At 69.5% G+C, this 22267-nt stretch carries 16 protein-coding genes; 5 read left to right on the forward strand and 11 right to left on the reverse strand.

Annotated elements, in window-relative coordinates:
* Positions 1 to 81: 81 nt before the first annotated feature.
* The 3 genes from AC3IPM_RS00435 to AC3IPM_RS00445 all read right to left on the reverse strand — a co-directional run bounded on the left by AC3IPM_RS00435 (position 82) and on the right by AC3IPM_RS00445 (position 6595).
* The gene (locus AC3IPM_RS00435) at positions 82 to 1527 is read right to left on the reverse strand and encodes an FAD-dependent oxidoreductase (RefSeq protein ID WP_489301968.1); all 1446 of its coding nucleotides are present in this window, start codon (positions 1525 to 1527) and stop codon (positions 82 to 84) included.
* Positions 1528 to 1580: 53 nt separating this feature from the next.
* Complete coding sequence (gene gltB / locus AC3IPM_RS00440; protein ID WP_489301969.1) at positions 1581 to 6035, reverse strand: glutamate synthase large subunit; 4455 nt, start codon at positions 6033 to 6035, stop codon at positions 1581 to 1583.
* A gap of 182 nt (positions 6036 to 6217) precedes the next feature.
* Positions 6218 to 6595 (reverse strand): I78 family peptidase inhibitor, encoded by a 378-nt coding sequence (locus AC3IPM_RS00445; protein ID WP_489304232.1) that lies wholly within the window; start codon positions 6593 to 6595, stop codon positions 6218 to 6220.
* A gap of 152 nt (positions 6596 to 6747) precedes the next feature.
* Here AC3IPM_RS00445 and AC3IPM_RS00450 point away from each other — a divergent pair, with 152 nt between their 5' ends.
* Positions 6748 to 7815, forward strand: coding sequence for a DNA topoisomerase IB (locus AC3IPM_RS00450; protein ID WP_489301970.1), 1068 nt, complete (start codon positions 6748 to 6750; stop codon positions 7813 to 7815).
* A gap of 17 nt (positions 7816 to 7832) precedes the next feature.
* On the opposite strand, the gene AC3IPM_RS00455 is transcribed toward AC3IPM_RS00450, so the two are convergent.
* Together AC3IPM_RS00455 and AC3IPM_RS00460 are read right to left on the reverse strand one after the other, a co-directional pair.
* Positions 7833 to 8174: a hypothetical protein gene (locus tag AC3IPM_RS00455; RefSeq protein ID WP_489301971.1), complete on the reverse strand. Its 342-nt coding sequence runs from the start codon at positions 8172 to 8174 to the stop codon at positions 7833 to 7835.
* 25 nt (positions 8175 to 8199) lie between these two features.
* On the reverse strand, positions 8200 to 9354 hold the full coding sequence (locus tag AC3IPM_RS00460; protein WP_489301972.1) for a serine hydrolase domain-containing protein: 1155 nt from the start codon (positions 9352 to 9354) through the stop codon (positions 8200 to 8202).
* A 208-nt stretch (positions 9355 to 9562) separates the two neighbouring features.
* On the opposite strand from AC3IPM_RS00460, the gene AC3IPM_RS00465 reads away from it, so the two are divergent.
* Complete coding sequence (locus AC3IPM_RS00465; protein WP_489301973.1) at positions 9563 to 9949, forward strand: BlaI/MecI/CopY family transcriptional regulator; 387 nt, start codon at positions 9563 to 9565, stop codon at positions 9947 to 9949.
* Between the two features lie 15 nt (positions 9950 to 9964).
* On the forward strand, positions 9965 to 11725 hold the full coding sequence (locus tag AC3IPM_RS00470; RefSeq protein WP_489301974.1) for a M56 family metallopeptidase: 1761 nt from the start codon (positions 9965 to 9967) through the stop codon (positions 11723 to 11725).
* Between the two features lie 4 nt (positions 11726 to 11729).
* Here the strand turns inward: AC3IPM_RS00470 and AC3IPM_RS00475 are convergent, their stop codons facing one another.
* The 3 genes from AC3IPM_RS00475 to AC3IPM_RS00485 all read right to left on the reverse strand — a co-directional run bounded on the left by AC3IPM_RS00475 (position 11730) and on the right by AC3IPM_RS00485 (position 15752).
* Entirely contained in the window at positions 11730 to 12056 is a 327-nt protein-coding gene (locus tag AC3IPM_RS00475) for an I78 family peptidase inhibitor (RefSeq protein ID WP_489301975.1), read from the reverse strand.
* 70 nt (positions 12057 to 12126) lie between these two features.
* Positions 12127 to 13275: a ribonuclease H-like domain-containing protein gene (locus tag AC3IPM_RS00480; RefSeq protein ID WP_489301976.1), complete on the reverse strand. Its 1149-nt coding sequence runs from the start codon at positions 13273 to 13275 to the stop codon at positions 12127 to 12129.
* A complete protein-coding gene (locus tag AC3IPM_RS00485) occupies positions 13272 to 15752 on the reverse strand; it encodes a DEAD/DEAH box helicase (protein WP_489301977.1) in 2481 nt (826 codons plus the stop codon). The genes AC3IPM_RS00480 and AC3IPM_RS00485 overlap by 4 nt, the downstream gene beginning before the upstream one ends.
* A gap of 176 nt (positions 15753 to 15928) precedes the next feature.
* Between AC3IPM_RS00485 and AC3IPM_RS00490 the strand changes: the two genes are divergently transcribed.
* Entirely contained in the window at positions 15929 to 16417 is a 489-nt protein-coding gene (locus AC3IPM_RS00490) for a hypothetical protein (RefSeq protein ID WP_489301978.1), read from the forward strand.
* Positions 16418 to 16478: 61 nt separating this feature from the next.
* Positions 16479 to 17156: a hypothetical protein gene (locus AC3IPM_RS00495; RefSeq protein WP_489301979.1), complete on the forward strand. Its 678-nt coding sequence runs from the start codon at positions 16479 to 16481 to the stop codon at positions 17154 to 17156.
* Between the two features lie 13 nt (positions 17157 to 17169).
* Here AC3IPM_RS00495 and AC3IPM_RS00500 read toward each other — a convergent pair whose 3' ends face one another.
* From AC3IPM_RS00500 to AC3IPM_RS00510, 3 genes are read right to left on the reverse strand one after another with little or no spacing between them, the layout of a single operon-like run.
* Complete coding sequence (locus tag AC3IPM_RS00500) at positions 17170 to 19011, reverse strand: hypothetical protein (RefSeq protein WP_489301980.1); 1842 nt, start codon at positions 19009 to 19011, stop codon at positions 17170 to 17172.
* Positions 19008 to 21146: a hypothetical protein gene (locus tag AC3IPM_RS00505; RefSeq protein WP_489301981.1), complete on the reverse strand. Its 2139-nt coding sequence runs from the start codon at positions 21144 to 21146 to the stop codon at positions 19008 to 19010. The genes AC3IPM_RS00500 and AC3IPM_RS00505 overlap by 4 nt, the downstream gene beginning before the upstream one ends.
* Complete coding sequence (locus AC3IPM_RS00510; RefSeq protein WP_489304234.1) at positions 21143 to 22267, reverse strand: BatA domain-containing protein; 1125 nt, start codon at positions 22265 to 22267, stop codon at positions 21143 to 21145. The genes AC3IPM_RS00505 and AC3IPM_RS00510 overlap by 4 nt, the downstream gene beginning before the upstream one ends.

Genomic DNA, 22267 nt, shown 5'->3' on the forward strand with positions numbered 1-22267 from the left:
GGCAACCCTCGGCAACCCCAGCGGTAGTGCCGAGCCATGCTCGGCAACCGCGCGCCACGCGGCCCCACCTCCGCCCAGCACTCAGACCGACAACAGCTGCACAATGCCCGCAGCCGCGTCACGGCCCTCGGCCACGGCCGTCACCACCAGATCCGCACCGCGCACCGCATCGCCGCCGGCGAACAGGCGCGGGTGGGCGGTCTGGAACGGAAGGCGGTCCTTGCCACCGGCAATGATGCGGCCGTTGTGGCCGGCTTCCACACCCTGCGCGGTCAACCACGCCGGGGTGCTCGGCGAGAAGCCGAACGCGATGATCACCACGTCCGCTTCCAGCAGGGATTCGCTGCCCTCGATCGGCACCGCGTTGCGGCGGCCCTGGGCGTCCGGTTCGCCGAGGTGGGTTTCCACCACCATCACCCCGATCACCTCGTCGTCGGCGCCGGCTTCGATGGACTGCGGCTGGCGGTTGAACAGGAAGCGCACACCTTCCTCGCGCGCATTGGCCACTTCGCGCGCCGAGCCGGGCATGTTGGCCTCGTCGCGGCGGTAGGCGCAGGTGACCTTGGCCGCGCCCAGCCGCACCGCGCTGCGCACGCAGTCCATGCCGGTGTCGCCACCACCGAGCACCACCACGCGCTTGCCGTTGAGATCGGGCAGGGCGATCTGGTCTTCCCAGCCGGCGATCGGCCGGCCGTGCGCGTCGCTGCCGCCGACGATGCGGCTGTTCTGCACCAGGAACGGCAGCGCCGGCAGCACACCCTTGAGGTCCTGGCCGATCAACCCGCCATCGGTGTAGCGGTAAGCACCAGTACCGACGAAGACCGCGTCGTACTCGGCAAGCAGTTCGTCCACGCTGACATCGCGGCCGATCTCCACGCCCAGCCGGAACTGCACACCCATGCCTTCGAGCACGTTGCGGCGGCGGCTGATCACGGCCTTGTCGAGCTTGAAACTGGGGATGCCGAACTGCAGCAGCCCGCCAATCTGTTCGTAGCGGTCATACACCACCGCCTGGATGCCGGCGTGGGCGAGGCGGTCGGCGCAGGCCAACCCGGCCGGGCCGGCACCGATCACCGCCACGCGCTTGCCGGTGGGCTCCACGGCGGCCATGTCCGGGCGCCAGCCGGTGGCGAGCGCGGTATCGACGATGTACTTCTCCACCGCGCCGATGGTGACCGCGCCGAATTCCTCCAGCGTGCAGCTGCCCTCGCACAGGCGGTCCTGCGGACACACCCGGCCGCATACTTCCGGCAGCGGGTTGGTCGAATGGCACAGCGTGGCCGCCTCGTGGATGCGGTTTTCCTGCACCAGCTGCAGCCACTGCGGAATGGCGTTGTGCACCGGGCACTTCCAGCTGCAGTACGGGTTGCCGCAGTCCAGACAGCGGCCGGCCTGGTACTGCGCATCGTCCTTGCCGAACTTGCCGTACAGCTCACCCCAGTCGCCGGAGGTGCGCAGTTCGACCGGGATGCGCTGTGGCATGGTCCGGGGCAGATCGAGGAACTGGAAGGCTTGCTTGCGGCTCATGGGTGGGCCCTGGAATGATGGTTTGCCGGCCAGCGGCCGGTGCTTCGCCGCGCTTACGCCGCGCGGCGCAGCGACTCGGTCAGCGATTCGATGCTGGCGGCCTTGGGTTTGACCAGCCAGAACTTGCCGACGTAATCGCGGAACTCATCGAGGATCTGCTGCGCCCAGATGCTGCCGGTCAGCTCGCGGTGGCGGCTGATCAGCGTGTGCAGGTGCTGGCGATGGTTCTCGAAGCCTTCGGCGGAGATGCGGTGGATGTCGATCAGTTCGTGGTTGTAGCGGTCCACGAAGTCGCGGTCGATATCCAGCACGTAGGCCAGGCCCCCGGTGAAGCCGGCGCCGAAGTTCAGCCCGACCTTGCCCAGCACCAGCACGATGCCGTCGGTCATGTACTCGCAGCAGTGGTCGCCGGCGCCTTCGATTACCGCCAGCGCGCCGGAGTTGCGCACGCCGAAGCGCTCGCCGGCACGCCCGGCCGCGAACAGCTCGCCGCCGGTGGCGCCGTACAGGCAGGTGTTGCCGATGATGGCGGTGTTGCGTGCCTCGAAGCGTGCGCCGCGTGGCGGGCGTACCACCAGCCGGCCGCCGGCCATGCCCTTGCCGACGTAGTCGTTGGCTTCGCCTTCGACTTCCAGCTGCAGGCCGCCGACATTGAACGCCCCGAAGCTCTGCCCGGCGGTGCCGCGGAAGCGCAGGCTCAGTGGCGCATCGCTCATGCCCTGGTTGCCGTGCGCGCGTGCGATCGCACCGGCCAGGCGGGTGCCGATCGAGCGGTCGGTGTTGTGGATCAGGAAGCGGTGCTCGCCGCCCAGCTTGCCGGCGATCGCCGGGGCCAGCAGGCCGTCCATCTGCGTGGCCAGGCTGTCCGGCGATTCGTACAGGCGCTGCGCGGCGCAGTGGCTGCCCGGGAACTGCGTGGTGTGCAGCAGGCGCGACAGATCCACCTTGACGCCTTCGCGCGGGGCGATGTCCAGCTGCTGCAGCAGGTCGGTGCGGCCAATGATGTCATCCAGCGAGCGCACGCCCAGGTAGGACAGCCAGCCACGCACTTCCTCGGCCAGCAGGCGGAAGAAGTTCTCCACGCGCTCGGGCAGGCCGGTGAAGTACTGCGCGCGCAGGCGCTCGTCCTGGGTGGCCACGCCGGTGGCGCAGTTGTTGAGGTGGCAGATGCGCAGGTATTTGCAGCCCAGCACGATCATCGGCGCGGTGCCGAAGCCGAAACTGTCCGCACCCAGCAGCGCGGCCTTGATCACATCCAGGCCGGTTTTCAGGCCGCCGTCGGTCTGCAGCAGGGTGCGCCCGCGCAGGTCGTTAGCCACCAGCGCCTGGTGCGATTCGGCCACGCCCAGTTCCCACGGCACGCCGGCATAGCGGATCGAACTGACCGGGCTGGCGCCGGTACCGCCGTCATGGCCGGACACGGTGATCAGATCGGCGCCGGCCTTGACCACGCCCGCGGCGATCGTGCCCACGCCCGCATGGCTGACCAGCTTCACCGACACCAGCGCCTGCGGATTGACCTGCTTGAGGTCGTAGATCAGCTGGGCGAGGTCTTCGATGGAGTAGATGTCATGGTGCGGCGGCGGCGAGATCAGGCCGATGCCCGGCTTGGCATAGCGCAGCCGCGCGATCAGTTCGTTGACCTTGTGCCCGGGCAGCTGGCCACCTTCGCCGGGCTTGGCGCCCTGGGCGACCTTGATCTGCAGCACTTCGGCATTGACCAGGTACTCGGCGGTGACGCCGAAACGCCCCGAGGCCACCTGCTTGATCTTGCTGCGCTTGTTGGTGCCATAGCGCAGCGGGTCTTCGCCGCCTTCGCCGGAGTTGCTGCGCCCACCCAGCTTGTTCATCGCGATCGCCAGCGCTTCATGCGCTTCGGGCGAGAGCGCGCCGAGGCTGATGGCAGCGGTATCGAAGCGGCGGAACAGGTCTTCGGCCGGCGCGACCTCTTCCAGTGGCAGGGGCGTGGGCGCGGCCTTGAGCTGCAGCAGGTCGCGCAGCGCCGACACCGGACGACCGTGCACGGCTTCGCAGTAGCGCTGCCAGTCCACGGCATCGCCGCTGCGCGCGGCGCGCTGCAGGGTCATGACCACGTCCGGGTTGTACATGTGGTATTCGCCACCGTGCACGTACTTGAGCACGCCGCCCACGTCCGGGCGCAGCAGGTCGTTCCAGGCGCGCACGGTGAGTTCGCGCGCCTCGTGATCGAGCCGCGCGAAGCCCAGCCCGGCCACGCGCGAGGCGGTGTCGGGGAAGCACAGCGCGACCACTTCATCGTCGAGCCCGACGATCTCGAACAGCTGCGCGCCGCGGTAGCTGGCCACGGTACAGATGCCCATCTTGGAGATGATCTTGGACAGGCCCTTGTAGATGCCCTTGCGGTAACTGCGCCCGATCTGCGACTGCTCGCCGCCCTTCTTGAGCTGCAGGATGCCGCGCCGGCCCAGGTCGAACAGGGTCTGGTAGGCCAGGTACGGGTACACCGCGGTGGCACCGAACCCAAGCAGGCAGGCCATGTGGTGCGGGTCGCGCGCGGTACCGGTTTCCAGGATCAGGTTGACCTCGCAGCGCAGGCCCGCGTTGGACAGGTGGTGATGCACCGCGCTGGTGGCCAGCAGTGCATGCACCATCGGGCGGTCGGCCACCGGGTAGCGGTCGCTGAGCAGCAGCATCACGATGCCCGCGCGCGCGGCGGCTTCGGCCTCGGCGCAGATGCGTTCGATACCAGCCTTCAGGCCTTCCTCCAGGCTATAGGAGAGATCGATCAGGCGGTTGCGCTCGGCGTACTGGTCCATCTTCAGCAGCTGGCGCAGCTTGCGCTGGCTGAGCACGGGCGAGTTGAGGATGACGTGGTTCACCGTCTCCGTGCCGGCATGGAAGATGTTGGTCTCCTTGCCGAGCTGGGTGGTGAGCGACATCACGCAGTCTTCCCGCAGCGGGTCGATCGGCGGGTTGGTGACCTGCGCGAACGCCTGGCGGAAATAATCGTAGAGCGGCCGGCTGTGCTGGCTGAGCACCGCCATCGGGGTGTCATCGCCCATCGAGCCGGTGGCTTCCTGCTCGGTTTCTGCCAGCGGCCGCAGGATCTGTTCGACCTCTTCGGTGCTGAGCTGGAACAGCTTGTGATAACTGCGCAGCGTGCGCTCGTCGAACGGTTCTTCCACCAGCGAGGGATCGATCAGCTCGGTCTGCAGGTAGGTCACGCCCTGCTGCAGCCATTGCTTGTACGGCGCGCGGCCACGGTTGATGCGGTCGATCGCCTCGGAATCGAGCAGGTCACCGCGCTTGAGGTCGATGGCCATCATCTCGCCCGGGCCAAGCTTGCCCTTGCGCACCACGCGCTCGGCCGGCACTTCCCAGACCCCGGCTTCGGAGGCGACCAGGAAGTGGCGGTCGGAGGTGAGCATCCAGCGCGCCGGGCGCAGCCCGTTGCGGTCCAGGGTGCAGGCGGCATAGCGGCCATCGCAGGCGACGATGCCGGCCGGGCCGTCCCACGGCTCGCTGTTGAGCCCGTAGAACTCGTAGAACGCGGCCAGGTCGGGGTCCTTGAACTCCAGCGACTGGGTCGCCGGCGGCACCAGGATGCGCAGCGCCTGGATCAGTTCCATGCCGGCGCTGACCATCAGCTCCAGCATGTTGTCCAGGCTCTGCGAATCGGAGCCGTGCATGGAAATCACCGGGTTGAACTCGCCGATATCAAAACGCGGCGTCTTCCATACCTTGCTGCGCGCCTGCGCCCAGCGCCGGTTGCCTTCGATGGTGTTGATTTCACCGTTGTGGGCGAGCATCCGGAACGGGTGCGCCAGCGGCCAGCGCGGCAGCGTGTTGGTGGAGAAACGCTGGTGGAACACCACGGCACTGGAGGCCAGGTCGTTGCGCTGCAGATCGACGTAGAAGCGGCTGAGCTTGTCCGGCAGCACCATGCCCTTGTAGCTGATCGCATTCGGGCTGAGCGTGGTGACGTAGTAGTCGGCGTGTTCGCGCAGCTGTTGTTCGCTGCGGCGGCGGGCCAGGAACAGCGCCAGGGTGAAGGCGACCTCGTCCTGGTCGGTGCCGGCATCGACGAACACCTGCTCGATGCGCGGCAACGTATCGCGCGCCAGTTGCCCGCACACGCTGGGATCGGTCGGCACCACGCGCCAGCCCAACGGCTGGCAGCCGGCGGCGTGCAGCTGCTGCTGGAGCGTTTCGCGGCACTGCTGCGCCGCGGTGTCATCGTGCGGCAGGAACACCACGCCCGCGGCAAAGCGCGCGCCTGGCGTGATGCCGGCTTCGGCGGCGAGGGCCTTGAGGAACACATCCGGGCGGCGCAGCAGCAGGCCGCAGCCGTCGCCGGTCACGCCGTCGGCGGCGACGCCACCGCGGTGGGTCATGCGTGAGAGGGCGGCAATGGCGGTATCCACCAGCAACCGGGAGGGCTGGTCGTCGAGCTGGGCGACCATGCCGAATCCACAGGCGTCGCGCTCATCTTGCGGGTCGTAAAGCCCTTGGCGGTTGCGGGGGGCCATCTTTAGCCTCTGCGATGTCAGGTGAACGGCGACACTCGTCCCCGCTCATTCCCTGCAGCGCGTATCGAGGCACCGGATGACTTGACTAGATCACAGTTGCTGCAACGCCGCAATACACGGTTGCAAGCGCAACCAAACCCCTGAAAAACCCGCGTGGAAGCGGCCCGCAGGCCGCCCCCGATTCAGCCGCAGCGCAGGCCGCTGATCACGTTCTTGGCGTCCACTTCGACATTCAGGCGTTCGCCCAGGAACTCCATGGTGGTGACGTCGGTGGGGTGCAGCACGCGCAGCTGTTTGGCGCTGGCGTCCTGCTGGGCCTGCGCACCGATCGCATCGGTATAGGTCTGGCCGACCAGGCTCTGCACCTGGGTGGCATCGCAGTTGCCGACCGGCGGGGCTTCCAGTGCCTTGCCCGCTTCATCGGTTGGCGCAGCGGCCGCTTCAGCGGCTTTCTGCGCATGGGTGGCGACGGCTTCCTGCTCGTCCATGGGCGGTGCCTGGCAGGCGGCCAGCGCCAGCAGGGTGGGGAAGACAGCCAACAGGCCGAAGGAACGCCGCATGCGGCGGAACGACAAGGACGACATCGAGGCTCCGAACATCCAACCAGGGAAAGGGTGAGGATATCGCCAAGCGGCCGCTGAGGTGTTCGGGTTGCGTTATTGACGCCGCGCCGCACCCGCAACGCGGACACTGCAGGCCCGTTGCCCTTGTCATGCCCATGCCCCTGCGCGCCGACACCCCCGAAGCCGTTGCCGCCCGCGAGGCCGGCCTGCGCCATGTCAGCGACGACCAGCCCGGGCTGCAGCGGCGCCGGGCCGGCAAGGGATTCAGCTACCGCGATGCCGATGGTGCGGTGATCGGCGATGCCGCCACGCTGGCCCGGATCCGCGCGCTGGCGATCCCGCCGGCCTATACCCAGGTGTGGATCTGCGCACTGCCCAACGGTCATTTGCAGGCCACCGGCCGCGATGCGCGTGGGCGCAAGCAGTACCGCTACCACGCCGATTGGGCGCGGGTGCGTGGTGATGGCAAGTTCGACCGGGTGATCGCCTTCGGCAAGGCGCTGCCGGCGTTGCGCCGACGCCTGCGCCGCGACCTCAAGCTGCCCGGCTTCCCGCGTGATCGGGTGCTGGCGGTGGTGGTGGCGTTGCTGGCCGAGACCCTGGTGCGGATCGGCAATGCCGAATACGCGCGCGATAACCGCTCCTATGGCCTCACCACGCTGCGCAACCACCACCTGGCCCTGCTCAAGGGCGGCCGCGCGCGCATGCGCTTCCGTGGCAAATCCGGCCAGGCGCACGAGGTCGACGTTGATGACCGGCGCCTGGTGCAGGTGATCCGCCGCCTGCAGCAGCTGCCCGGGCAGGCGTTGTTCCAGTACCGCGACGACGCGGGGCAGGTGCAGCCGGTCGACTCGGGCCAGGTCAACGCCTACCTGCGCGATGCGATGGGCGAGGACTTCAGTGCCAAGGATTTCCGTACCTGGGGCGGCACCGTGGCCGCGCTGCGCCAGCTGGCGGCCACGGCACTGCCGGAACCGCCCAGCGAGCGTGCGCTGGCAGCGTTGCAGAAGGAGGTGGTGGGCACGGTGGCGGCGTTGCTGGGCAATACGCCTGCGGTGTGCCGGAAGGCGTACATCGATCCGTGCGTGTTCGACGGCTGGCGTTCGGGCGCGTTGGCCCGCCTGGCCGGTCTGCGTGGCGAGCGCCAATGGGAGCAGGCCACGCTGCGCTTCCTGCGCGCCTCGCGCCGCAGCGCACGGCCGGCTGCCGCGCGCTGAGCGCTGAGCGCGGGCAATCAGCCGCAGTAGAGCGCGGTGATGTTGTTGGTACGGCCCTTTTCGATGGTCAGGCGATCACCGCCGCTTTCCGCACCCGGGCTGGGGTCGGCCGCGCCGCTGGCGGTGGGGCCGCTTTGGCGGGCCTGACCACGCACCACGTTGAGCTGCAGGCTGTCGCTGTCCACGCGGGCACGTTCGACGGTGGCGGCCGAGGCGGCCAGGCCGACCGCGCCGCGTACCTTGTCGATATGGCACTGGCCGGAGATGACGCCGTCGATGGGCTGCACCTGTGCCATCGGGGCGGTGCTGCAGGCGGCCAGGCTGGCTACGGTGGCGAGTGCGAAGAGGGTGCGGTACATGGCGGGCTCCAACGGGATTCGATGCTCAGGGTGCAACCGCTGGCGTATGCGGGGGATGAAGCCCGGCCTTCGCCGCAGCGCGTTTCCCGACCGGTGCGGCCGCGTAGAAATCGGCGATGGTGGGGATGAAATTCTGCGGATTGGCGCCCACCAGGTTGCTGAGCACGATCACCGCCACACCGCGGTCGGGGTAGACGATGAACGCCGAACGCGCGCCGCCGACGCCGGCCAACTGGCGGTCCGGCGCACCGGCCAGTACCGGCCAGCCGGCCGCCCACGCGCCATCGATGCCGGTGTTGAGTTTCTCGGCGGTCCACATGCGGCCGCGCCCACCGCTGCTGAGCAGCTGCCCGCGCGACAGCGCCAGCATCCACTGCGCGACGTCATCGGCCGTGGTGAGCAGGCCACCGCCGGCCCACAGCCCCGGGGTCATGTCATAGAACCAGTGCGACAACCGCGGCGCTGCATCGGCCGCATCGGTGCGGCGCGGGAACCAGCTGTAAATGGTGGCGGCATCGGCAACCAGGTCATAGCTGTCACCGAAGGTGGTCCGTGGCATTCCGGCGACGGCGAACTGCTGGGTCGCCAGGTAGTCCTCGTAGGGCATCGCCGACAGCTTGGCGATGATCCGCGCCAGCAACACGTAGTTGGTCTGGTTGTACATGAAGCGCGCGCCCGGCGCGGCCTCCATCGGCAGCGCGGTCACCGCGGCCCAGGCCTGCGCTTCAGTGCCACCGCCGAGCAGGCCCTGTGCATCGAGGATGTCCGGCAGCCCGGAGGTGTGGGCCAGCAGCTGACGCACGCGGATCGCACCCCAGGCAGCGGGCAGGTCGTCCAGATAGCGCGAGACCGGCGCGTTCAGATCGACGCGGCCGGCATCGGCCAACTGCGCCATCGCCACGCCGGTGAAGGATTTGGTGGCCGAGTTGAGCGGAAACCGGGTGCTCGGGGTGGCCGCGACCTGGTTTTCGACGTTGGCCAGGCCAAAGGCTTCGGACAGCACCACGCGGTTGTCCTGGATGACTGCGATCTGCAGCCCGGGGATGCGCTGGGCCTGCATGGTCTGCTGTACGAACTGGCGGGTGCGCGCGTTGGCCTCGTCCCAGCGCTGCGCGGCCAGGCACTGCAGTGGCAGCAGGAGGGCGGTCACCACGATCACGCTGATCTTTCCGAAATGCATGCAGCTTCCCTTGGCGGTTTCGCCAGTGTTGGGGCGAGGGGCGATGTCCGGTGGTGGATGCCGGTGGTTCGCAGGCTTGGATGCCGCAGGTGGGCAGAAGGTTTAGAGCGCGGTGGCGATGACCGTTCGTCGGGTGATCACCATCGGCACTTGACGACAGTTGTAGTCACGGGCACGTTAGCGACACGTGTAGTCATCGGAGTGCGCCATGCGCGGCAAGACCATCGGGGACCAGGAACTGGCCCTGTTGCAGTACGTAGCAGAACAAGGCGGCGCCACCGTGGGTGAGGTGGCGGCCGGGTTTGGTGAGGAGCGCGGCCTGGCCCGTTCGACCGTGCTGACCATGATGGAGCGCCTGCGCGGCAAGGCTTACCTGCAGCGCCAGCAGGTGCAGGGCGTGTACCGCTACGCCGCCACCAGCGGGCAGGAGAGCGTGGTGCAGGGCGCGGTGGCCAGCTTCGTGGAGAAGACCCTGCAGGGCTCGGTCTCGCCGTTTGTTGCGTTCCTTTCGCACAAGGCCGAGGTCAGCGACCAGGAACTGGCCGAGCTGGAAGCACTGGTCGCACAACTTCAATCACGCAAGCGGGAGGGCTGAGCCATGGACACGGTGATGACTGAAATGATCACGCGGCTGGCCTGGACCAGCCTGCAGAGCGCGGTGCTGGTGGGCCTGGTGTGGGGCGCGTGCCGGTTGCTGCCGCGACTGCCGGCCGCCACCCGCTGCCGGTTGTGGTGGCTGGTGGCCGTGCAGGCCGTGCTCGGCCTGGTCTGGAGCAGCCCGCTGGAACTGGCGGTGTTGCCGGCCCCGGCGGTGGACACCATCACCGTCGCCGCGCTGCCCGTGGTGGGTGAGGCATTGACGGTAGCGCCGACGGCGCTGGAGCAGGTCAGCGTGGCCGGATCGTCTGCGCCGGCGCTGCCGTCCTGGCCCTCGCTGCTGCTGGCGCTATGGGCGGCCGGGGTGCTGCTGATGCTGTGGCACAGCCTGCGTGGCTACCGTGCCAGCCGCGCGCTGGTTCGCGAGGCCGCCGTGTGCACCGATGCCAGCCTGCAGCAGGCGCTGCAACTGGCCGCCGAAGCCCACGGCCTGCGCCGCGCGCCGCGCCTGAAACTCTCCGCACAGATCCGCTCGCCGCAGTTGATCGGCCCGTGGAACCCGGTGCTGCTGCTGCCGACGCGCGAACTGCCGGCGATGGCTGCCGACGACCTGGACATGGCCTTGACCCATGAACTGGTCCATCTGCAGCGTCGCGACCTGTGGTGGGGGTTGCTGCCCGCGTTGGCCCAGCACCTGTTGTTCTTCCACCCGCTGGTACATCTGGCGGCGCGCGAATATGCGCTGGCCCGCGAAGAAGCCTGCGACGGTGCAGTGGTGGCCGGCCACGGTCATTGCCGCCACGACTACGGCCGCCTGCTGGTGCAGCTGGGGGTCGCGCCGCGGCCTGCAGTGGGCGTCGCCAGTGCCTCGCCGAACTTCCGCAGCCTCAAACGCCGGCTGCTCAGCCTGCAGCAGACCGGCAGTTTCCCGCGGGTGGCCGCGCTGGCGATCACCGCCGTGTTCGTGCTGATCGGGGTGGCGCCGTTGCGACTGGTGGCTGCGGTTCCGCCGCCGCCACCGCCGCCGACCGTTCCTGGTGCACCCGCCGCACCGAAGGCGCCTGCTGCGCCCGTCGTCGCAGCACATGCCATGCCCGCGGCCCCCAGCGCACCGGTTGCGCCGCGTGCTCCGGCAGCGTTGCAAGAACCGGCGCCGCTGCCGGCACCATCTCCGCCGCCTGCGCCTGCGCCCCTGGACGGCGCACAGGACATGGTCACCCATGGCCGCCTGGACCTGTCGCGGCAACCAGCGCAGGCCTACGTGTTGATGGGCGACGGCAACAACTTCGTCGATGCATCGTTGGCCGACCTCAAGCAGGCTCACCGCGATGCCAACGACAGTGAGCGCGTGCTGTGGGTACGCCGTGGCCAGGACCGCTACCTGATCCGTGATCCCGCGCTGCTGCAACAGCTTTCCCACGCCTATGCCGAAGTGGGTGAGCTGGGCACGCGCCAGGGCGAGATCGGTGACCGCCAGGGCGAACTGGGTGAGCGCATCGCCGAGATCTCGGTACGCGTCACTGCCGATGCGATGGCCTCGGTCGATGCGGCAGTCATGGCCAACCAGGCCGCGCGCGTGGCCCGCAGCGACGCACGTCGGGCCACAGAGGATCGTCAGATCGCGGTAATCGCCCGCGAGCAGGCCGCGCTGGGCCTGCAGCAGGCGCGTCTGGCCCAGCAGCAATCGATGGCGTCGGCGCGTGCCGCACGCGAAGCGCGCGCGGCAATCGATCAGGCGCTGTCCAGTGGCAAGGCCCAGCGCCTGCGCGACTGAGTGATCACCCGCAGTTGGCGCGCACGATCCGGTTCTGCGCATCCACCTCGATGCTGAGGCGGTCCTCGCGGTAGTCCATGGTCATCGCCATGCCCGGCTTCATCACCCGGGCGTGGCGTGCGCCACTGTCCTGCACGGCCTTCTTGATCACCGCTTCGCTGGCCATCTGGCCGGCCAGCCCACCAAGCTTCTCCGGGTCGCACGTGGCCGGACCACCCGCCACCTTGGCCGGCATGTCTTCCGCCGGTGGGGTTGCCGCGGTTTTCGGCGGGTGGCTGCAGGCCGCCAACGGCAGCGCACAACCCAGCAGCAACAACAGATGCAGACGCATGGTCGGTCTCCACGGCAAGGGATGAGCGCGCAGCTTGCACTGTCCGGGTTGTACGGGGTGTCAACGCGCCTTACAACGCCAACGTCTCCCGTTCCCGCTGTTCTTCGGCCACCAGCCGCAGCATCAGCAAGGACAGCGTGACCACGTCCTGGTGGTTGTGGTCGGCCACGCGGCGCAGGTTCACCGCGCTGCCGCCGCGCAGGTAGTTCAGCCACGCCGCGGGTGCTTCCGAACCGGGCAGGTCGTCTTCGCGCACCACCTGCAGCAGCTGGCGCTCGATGGTGGCCAGCCGGCAGTTTTCCCAGGTGCCGCGATACCGGCGGCGGGTGGGGAACAGCAGGTCGACATGGTCCAGCGGGGTGATCGGGCAGGGCAGCCGGGCCAGCCGGTAGCGGGTCTTCAACAGCGGCGCGTCATAGCAGCGGCCGTTGTAGCTGGAGAACACCGTGCCCGGCTGCAGCCAGCCGGCGAACTCGCGCAGCATGGCGGCCTCGGCGCCCAGCGTGGTGATCATCAGCTGGCGGATGCGCAGGCCGTCGCCCTGCACGGGATGGGGATGCCAGTCGGCGGCGCCGATCATGAAGGCGCGGGTACCGGTACCGCCGGCCAGGCCGGTGGTTTCGGTATCGAAGAACAGCAGATCCTGCGGGTGCACCTGTTCGCCCACGCGCTTGGCGAAGTCCAGTGACAGCGGCGCGCTGGGGATGGGCTGGGGCAGGAACGATTCGATCAGGAACAGGCCTGGCGCGATCTCTTCGCCGGGCACGTGGCGGTCCTGCGCGCTGACGTGCGGCTTGGCGCTGGCCGTGGCTGTGCCACGGTCGCGCAGACCGAGCAGCCGATGCAGGCCGCCGACATCGGGTTTGCGCAGGATGATGGGTGTTGCCGGTGCAGCCGCGGTCGCCGTCGCCGCGCCGGTCGGCTTGTGGCGGATCTCCTGTTCGATCCAGGCAAAGGCGGAGGCCGGGAGCGGGGCGTGCGCGCGTGGTTCGTTGGCGGCGGGCGGCAAGGGGGGCGGTGGCTGGTCGGAATGTGCCGACCAACGGTCGGCACCCACCGCATCGCCTGCACTGGCTACCGCGTCGCTCGCACCCGCCACCGCGTCGCTCGCACTCGCCACCGCATGGCTCGCATCTGCCGCGCCAGACGAGGCGGGGGCGGCCGTGGCATCGCCCGCTTGGCGGCGCAGCAGGCGCAGCTTGTCCAGGCTCAGGCTCACTGCGGTACCACCTCGGCGCTCTGGCGTTCGCGTTCGGCGGCATCAGGCAGGGCCTGCGCGTCGAACAGATCCAACACCTGCAGCGCCAGCTGTCTGGGCGTGGTGCCTTCGTCCTCCTGGCCAGCCAATACCGGGCCGACACAGGCCGGGCAGCCGGCCTTGCAGTCGCAGCGCTGTACCAGTTCGCGCGCGCGCTGCAGCAGTTCGTCCTGACGCAACCACAGCGGTTCGCTCAGGCCCACGCCGCCGGGGAAGTTGTCGTACAGGTACACGGTGGGCACGAACTGCTGCTGTAGCTCGATCGCACTGGCATCGAACTCGGCACCACGCAGCTGGCCGCGCCCGCTCTGGTCGGCTACCGCAAACCAGGCGCCATCGCCATTGCCGACCGCCTTCTGCAGATCGCGCGCATCGGCCATCACCGCCACGGTGGCGACGATATGCAGGGCGTAGGCCGCGCCGAGGAAGCCATCCAGCGCTTCCTGCTTGCTCTCGAACGCGGTCAGCAGCAGCGCCTGCGGCAGCTGCCACCACACTGCAGTGGTGTGCAGTTCCTGGTCGGGCAGGTTGACCGGGCCGTAGCCGATGTTTTCGTGAGTGTAATAGCGGATCTTCTTGTAGCCGGCCACGCGCCGCACCACATGCACTTCGCCATGGTGCGCATCGCCCCGCCCGGCCGCACAGCCATCGAAGCGGTCCAGCACCTTGAGCTTGGTGAAGTCGATGCTGTCGGTGTAGTAGTCCACGTGGGTGCGGGTGACGTAGGCCTTGCGGCCTTCCCAGTCCAGCCGCTCCACCTGGTAGGGGGTGGACTGCACCATGTGGATGGCGCCCTCGTACAGGGTCAGCGCGGCAGCGGAGTAGTCCACCTCGGCGATGATCTGCTGCTTGCCGTCGCTGCGGTCCACCACCACGAAGTTGCCGTCGGCCACCGAGCGCAGGCTGACCGCATTGGCCGGGTAGCTGTCGGCGATCCACTCCCAGCGGTCACCCTCGCGGTGCACCACGTCGGTTTCGGCCAGGGCTTCCAGGAACACCAGTGGATCGATCGGGCCGAACGGGTCGCCGGCCAGGAACGGCAGCTCGAAGGCGGCGCAGCGGATGTGGTCGAACAGGATCAGCGGCTGGTCCGGGGCAATGCGCGCATGTTCGGGCGAGGCCTCGGCGAAGAAGTCCGGGTGCCGCACCACGTACTGGTCCAGCGGCTGCGAGCTGGCCACCAGCACGCCCAGCGCGGGCTGCTGGCGGCGGCCCGCGCGGCCGAAGCGCTGCCAGGTGGCGGCGACGCTGCCGGGGTAGCCGTTGAGCACCACCACGTCCAGGCTGCCGATATCCACGCCCAGTTCCAGCGCCGAAGTGCTGACGATGCCGTCGATGCTGCCGGCACGCATGGCGCGTTCGGTCTCGCGGCGCTCGGTGGGCAGGTAGCCGCCACGGTAGGCACGGATGCGTGCGGGCTTGCGCGGGTCGTGGTCGAAGATGTCCTTGAGGTACTTGGTGAGCACTTCGACCATCAGCCGGCTCTGCGCGAAGATCAGCGTCTTCAGCCCGGACTTGATCGCGATGCGCGCGATGCGGTTGCTCTGCGAGCGCGCCGAGGCGCGCAGGCCGAGGTCGGCATTGACCACCGGCGGGTTCCACAGCAGCACGTGCTTGGGCCCGGTGGGGGCGCCGGATTCGGTGATGGCCGTAACCGGCGCTTCGATCAGCGCCTCGGCGTGCGCCTGCGGATTGCCGATGGTGGCCGAGCACAGGATGAATTGCGGCTGCACCCCGTAGAACGCGCAGATCCGCTTGAGCCGGCGCAGCACGTTGGTGACATGGCTGCCGAACACGCCGCGGTAGGTATGCACTTCATCGATCACCACGTAGCGCAGGTTCTCGAAGAACTGCGCCCACTTGGTGTGATGCGGCAGGATGGCCTGGTGCAGCATGTCCGGGTTGGAGACCACGATGTCGCCGTGCAGGCGGATCGCCTGGCGGGCATCGCCGGGGGTATCGCCATCGAAGGTAAACGCCTTTACCCCGAGGTCGCCGGCGCGGTTGAGCTCCAGCAGTTCGGCCACCTGGTCCTGGGCCAGCGCCTTGGTCGGGAACAGGTACAGCGCCTTGGCCTTGCCCTGCATCGCCGCGCTCACCACCGGCAGGGTGTAGCACAGCGACTTGCCACTGGCGGTAGGGGTGACGATGGCCACGTGTTCGCCGCGCTGGCTGGCGTCCCACGCGTCGGCCTGGTGGCTGTAGAGCTGCTCGATGCCGCGCGCCTTCAAGGCGGCGGTGAGCGCGGCTGGCACATCGGCTGGGATCGGCGCATAGCGGCCTTCGCGGCCAGGCAGGGTGAAGCTGCCGGTGATGCGGTCGGCATAGCGGCGCTGCAACCGGGCGGTGAGCAGCGCGCCATTGCGCGAGGGCAGCCCGTCGGTGGTGGACAGGCGGCGCTCGGCGTCCTCGGTGCGTTTGGCGAGTTCGTAAGCCATGGCGACAACGGTCTGCAAAGACCGTCATGGAACCATGCCTGTGTCTCAATGTTTGAGACACGGTGAGGGCGGTGCGTGAATCATTCAGTGCTTCCGGTCAGCGGCGTGCCGGGGGGCGCAACGAAATCTGAAGCCCGCATCCGTATCCTTGCGCCCAGTACCCATGCACAGGACAGATGGTCGTGGCATTTCGCGGATGGCAGGGAGCAGCAGTACTGGCCGGCATGCTGCTGGCCACCGTGGCACGTTCGCAGCAGGCGGCGGAGCCGCAACCGGTGCCGGTGCCGCAGCCGCAGCCGCAGGGCGACGCGCAGGGCACTGTCACCACTCTGGGCGAAGTGCGCGCGATCAAGCCCGAGGACGACCAGCCGCTGGACCTGTACCGCTTCAAGAGCCCGGTGCAGGCAACGCCGAACCGTTTCAGCAAGACCTGGAGCGAGCCGCCCACACCCGAGCAGGTGGGCATGAGCGGCGGCTACCTGATGATGGGTATCTACTACGGGGTAGGCAAGGCGGCACAGGGCCTGCACAAACTCACCGGTGGCCCCGACCAGATCCAGTCCGCCATCGCCCGCCCGCCGCCGGAGTTGGACGCAGAACAGAAACGTCGTGCGCTGCAGTTCTGCGCGGAGCAGGAAGGCTGCGTGATGCCTCCGGGCAACTGATCCACAGCCTGTGGTGGCTGCCGTGGATTATCCTGCCCGCCCCACATCACCGTCTTCCGTCATGCGCCTGCTGATCCTGCTTGCCTCTCTCGCGCCACTGCCCGCCTTCGCTCTGGAGATGGCCGACGACGGTAGCTGCCGCAATGGCGCGTTTCCGGGCGAACAGAGTGATTTCGCGCTGGCCAAGGTCACTGGCACGGCGCGGCTGTATCTACTGGGCGACATGGACGGCTGTCCAGCCAAGGGCGACGCGGCCTGTCGCCAGCGCAGCTATGTGGTCGGTGGCGATACGTTGATCACCGGGCGTACCCACGGAGGCTACCGTTGCGGCTTCTATCCCAACAAGGTCGGCGGCAGCGCCGGTTGGGTCGAGGTCCAGCGCCTGCAACCGGTACCGCTGCACGCCACCCCGAGCCTGCGCGACTGGAGCGGGCACTGGCGCAACGGTGATGACACGTTGGTGATGCAGGTGCGCGATGGCCAACTGGCGGTCACCGGCGAAGCTTTCTGGCCGTCGGCCAAACCCACACCGCAGCGCCCGTATGGACCCAACCTGGGACAGATCGATGCAGTGGCCCGACCGGTGGGGGCGACGGTGCATTTCACCGACAGCGATGACGCCGGCTGCAAGCTGCAGGCGCAGTGGCTGGGCGACTACCTGGTCGTGTCCGACAACAGCGAGTGCGGCGGCATGAACGTGCGCTTCAACGGCGTGTACCGGCGCGACCGCAAGCGCTGAACCCGCACGCTGATCAGGACGCCGCCGCGGCCGCCACCGGTGCGCGGCGTCGCTCCAGCCACCACAGCACACCGGCGACCAGCACGAAGGCCAACAGCCAAGGCCCGCGTGGGCCGGGCACCTGCGTGACAGCGGATGCGGTCGCGGGACCGGCGCTGGCAATGCGCTGCACGGTGGCATCGTGCGTCTGCTGGCGGTGCATCGCAACCGCCTGCGCGGGGTCGAATACGTAGAACGCCTGTGTGCTGTCGCCCTGCCGCAGCTGGTGCCAGCCGGATTGATCGGGCCAGTAGCCTGCACAACGCGCGGTGCCGCTGCGTGGATCGACGATCAGCGTGGTGAGGCGGCCGTCGGCGGCCTGCACCTGCGCGCCGGCGGGCAACTGGCACAAAGAGACGCGCTCGCCGGCCCAGGCGGTATCCGTGCCCAACCGTGCCGCGCCGTGATCCGGCAGCGGCCGCGCGAGGGTGGCCACCACGCTGCTCCACAGCTCGGCATGGCGATCGTCGCGGCCGGCCAGCACCAGCCGGTAGCTGTCAGTGACCGGTAGCAGGGCAATGCGGCCACGGCCGGCATCGCGCCAGCCGCCAACAGCGGCGTCCTTGGCGTCGTGCAGCAATGCCGTGGCCTCGCTGCTGCGCAGGGCCAGCTGCTCCAGTGCAGGCACAGTGGCGTGCTGCGAGGCGCGCTGGGCATCTTCGATGTAGACGGTGCTGTCCGTGCTGGCGCGCGTGGGGCCACGCCGCGCCTGCAGCAGGGCCGCATCAGGGTCGGCGGGCAGCGCCAGTGGGGTGGACTGTGCGTTGCCGGTAACCACCAGGTCCCAGCTGCGCAGGGTCTGACGCGCGCCGTCGCCGAGCGGGCCGGTGCTGCGTACCAGTACGCCCAGGCCACCGCGCAGCGCCTGCTGCACGGTAGCGCGCTGGGCGCTGCCGAGCGCGGCCAGGCTGCGCTCGTCGAGGATCAGCAGGTCGGTCTGCGCCAGGCGTGCCGCGGTCAGCGCAGCGGGCGGGTCGCCCAGTGATACGCCGGCACCGGCGCTGGCCTGCGATTGCACGCGCAGCCCGGTGTCGGTGGCCCAGCGGCGCAGGTACTTCAGTTCCGGGCCGGGCGCGCCGGCCACGATCAGCACGCGCGTGGCGGGTGCTTCCAGCGTCTGTTGCGGTACCACCACGCTGTCGATGACGTGCTGGCCGGCATCGAGCAGGCGCAGGCTGAACGTGCTGCGGCCGGCGGCGCGGGCAACCCCGTCCAGGCGTACCCCGCCCGTGCGGTCGAGTGCGGCGCGGGCGATGACCTGGCCGGCCGGGTCGAGCAGTTCGGCGCTGCCCCCGGTGAGGCCCTGCGACTGGGCGGCGACATTGAACACGGCGCCTGGCGCGCTGGGCGCGGGCGGTTGCAGGCCGATCCAGCCGCGTGCGGCGGCGGGCGGTTCGAGGCTGACCTGGGCCGGCAGACGCGTGTCGCGATCGCGCGCCGCCAGCCCATCGCCGATCAGGCGCAATGCATCCGTTCCCGGGTGCTGGCGCAGGGCGGTGGCCAGGTCGGGCGCACGCTGCGCCCCGGGGCGTGCACCGGCTTCGGGCAGGGAAATCACGGTGTCGCCCGGGCGCTGCTGCCAGCGCACCTGGTCGGCATGTGCGCCCAGCACCACCAGTTGCCCGGCGGCGGCATCGCGTGCGGGCGGCACCAGGGTCAGATACAGCAGCCCACCGGCAGTGGCCTGCAGCGCCAGCAAGGCGGCGAACGCTATGGCACCACGGCGTGCACCGCGCCATTGTTGCCAGCACAGGCGCGCGCTGCCGATCAGCACGATGGCCGCCAGTGCGATCGCGATCAGGCGGGCATCGTTCATCGCGCGGTCTCCAGTGCGTCCAGGTAGCGCTGCCCCATCGCCTCGGCGGGCTGGCGCCGGGTTGGCTGCGGGGTCGGCCGCAACAGGGCGCGCCACAGCTGCGCGCGCAGTGCCTGACGGCAGTCGAGGCAGGCGGGGGTGATGCGCAGGGTTTCAATCGCGGCGGCGAGGCTGAGCGGGTCGCTGAGGCGCTGTTCGTTGCGCGCCAGCCAGGTGGTCAGCGCGTCGAGATCGGGGCGGCTGTCGGCGGTGGCCAACTGCTGCCAGACCGCGACGATGGCCGGGTCGGGCGTGGCCTGCGCCTGCAGCGGCAACGGACTGCTGGCGATGGCCGCGCGGTCGCCAGTGAGGCGTCGGCCTTCGTCGATGGGTGGCAGTTCCGGGCCGACCCGGGCCAGGTAGATGCGCTCGGCCTGCTGCACCTGCTTGATGAAGGCCAGGGCCTTGTAGGCGAAGGGCAGCGCGGCCTCGGGCCGGCCCTGGCGCAGCTCGCCTTCGGAGGACCACATCTGGTCGAGCGCGGCCTTCAGCGTAGCGCGGGTCTGCGGGTCGAGCAGGGTGGCTGCTTCGGCATGGTCATGGGTGTGGCCGTACTCGCTGAGCACGTCGGTGGCGCTGCCGAATACCGGCGCGGTTTCCGCAGGTGCCGGGCCATGGTCGTGACCGTGATCGTCGTGGTCGTGTTCATCCGCATCGGCGTGCACACCCGGCGCATCGCTGGTGGGCAGGCCGTCACTGGTGGGCGGTGGTTTCGGCGCGCCTTCGCTTTCCTCGCCCAGGAACTGGCCGTAGCGCAGGCGCAGGATGCGTTGGTCGACCCCGATCGCATCGCTGCGTTTGACGAATTCGGCAGCCGGCAGCTGCCGACGCAGTTTGATCAGCGCCTCGGCGTCGATGATGATCTGGCGCTGGCTGCGGAAGTAGGCCGGCAGGCTCTTCTTGACCATGCCCTCGAGTTCGGCACCCTGCACGTCCTCGACGCTGGGCAGGCGCAGGATCACGCTGCTGCTCTGCGCGGTCTGGGGCTGTGGGGCGCGGGTGTCGCGCACCTGCAGCTGGGCGATCACGTCATTGCCGGGCTGTGCGCCCAGCGCGGCCAGATCCAGCGTGTGGCTGAAGCGGCGCTGGGTGGCCGGGCCGCTGCCGGCCAGGGTCACGCTGTGCTCGCGGAAGGTGATGTTCTCGCCGCTGCCCTGGGCCAGGGTGATCTTCAGCTGCGCGCCCGGGGCCACGCCATGATCATCGCTGGCCTCGAACGCAAGCGCCCACTGCCGTTGCCCGGGCGTGCCCAGCACCAGGCTGCGGTCGGGGCTGATCACGCGGATGGTGGGCGGCAGATCCGGCACCACGTCCAGGCGATACAGGCGGGTGTCACGCAGCGCCGGCTCGGTCACCACGCGGTACAACGCAGGGCGGGTGGCGCGCCATTGCGCGGTCCACACCTCGCCGTTGCGCTGCAGGGCCACGCGCCGGCCATCATGGAACTGCAACAGCGCGTGCTGCGGTTGTGCGGAGAAACCCAGCGTCCATTGCAGGTCGCTGCCCTGGGCGACCTTGGCGTCCAGCGTGCTCTGCACGCGCTGCGCTTGGTCGGTGTAGGCCGGTGCGGTGATCTGCAGGCGGGTGGACTGCAGCTGCGGCGGCCGTGCAGCGGAGGCTGGCGGTGCGGCGTGCGGAGCAAACGGCATGCCGCTGCCACCGCTGCGTGGCCAGCCGACAGCCAATGCGATCAGCAGTACCGCGCTGGTCCAGGCCAGCAGCAGCGCGCGGCGCGGCCAGCGTGGGCGCAGGTCGGGCATGCGCGCCTGTAGCGCGTCGGCGACGTGGCTGTGTTGACGCTGCTGCAGCGGGTTGAGCTGCGCGGGCGCGGCAAACAGCAGGTCGGCGCTGTCCTCGGCCAGCGGATGCGTATCCAGCTGGCGGACCAGCCAGTGCCGGTCCAGCTGGCGTGCCCGCCAGGTGGCCATGCCCACTGCAGCCAGCAGGCCCAGCAGCAGCACCACACTGGCGATATCGCTACCGCCCAGACGCCAAGCCAATGCCGCCAGCGCCAGCGCGATCGGCAGTGCCACCGCGGTGCTGCTCCACCAGCAACGCCGACGCGCACGTTGCCACGCGGTGTGCACGGCGTTCATGCCGCGGCCCCGCGCCGTGGCGATGTGGCCATGACCCGCTCCACGGCAAACAGCAGCACGATCAGCAGCAGCAACCACGGTGAAAGATCGCGTGCCGACATCACCGGCGCGGCGGCACCGCGCAACGGCACGTGGCTGGCGGCAGCGGCCAGCTGCGGTGCAGGCGTGGGGCGCAGCACCTCCAGCAGCTGGCGGGGCAGAGCCGGGTCACGCAGCGCAGGCAGTGTGTGTGAGGACAGCGCGGCGCTGAAGCGCAGCTGTTGTCCCTGGCCCTGCGTGCGCTGCTGCAACAGCACGTGGCCGTCAGCATCGCGCAGCAGCGTCTGCCACGCCGTGCCGGGGGTAGTGTCTTCGGCGGCCACCAGCACGCGACCGCCGGCCTGCAGCCAGTCGCGCCATGCCACAGGCAACGGTTCGGCCGACAACCACACGCCGATCTGTCCCTCGCCGGGGAGGGCATCGCCCGCACGCGCAGGCGCCAGCGGCGTACGGCTCCAGGCTTGCTGGAGCGCGCCCAACACCCGCTGGGCGTCCGCATCGGCGCGGCCCAGCTGCCACTGCGGCGGCGCCACGGGAGTGGCTGCAGACGACGGGGGTGTCGCCACCGGTCGCCAGGTGAGCGGGCGCGACAGCTGCACGCGCTGGCCGTCCAGTCCGGGCATTGGATCAGGTACGTACGCGGTCAGCGGCGCCCCGGCCGGCAGGGTTTGATCCAGTTCGCGCAACAGGCTGGCCAGCGGCTGTGCGCTGACCGGCGCGGGCTCCTGCAGTGCCGGGAAACCGGGCGCCAGCCAGCGCCAGTCACCGTCGCGATCCTGACCGCGCAATGCCGCGCCCGCCAGGCCCGGGGCCACCACCGTTACCGCGTGGGTATTGGCCGCGCCGCCCTGCAGCACGGGCCGGGCCAGCAGCAGCGCCAGTGCACCCAGCAGCAACAGCCGCACCAGCAGCAGCGGCCATTCGTCGAAACGGATGCGCTGGCGCGGGCGCACCTTGGCGCGCAGCCAGCGCAACGCGGCAAATTCCAGCGGTGCGTATTGATGGCGGCGGGCGAGGTGAACCAGCAGCGGTATCAACCACGCGGCCAGCGCCAGCAGCCCGAGCGGAAACAGCAGGGACAG

The organism is Stenotrophomonas sp. GL_111, from assembly GCF_057835245.1.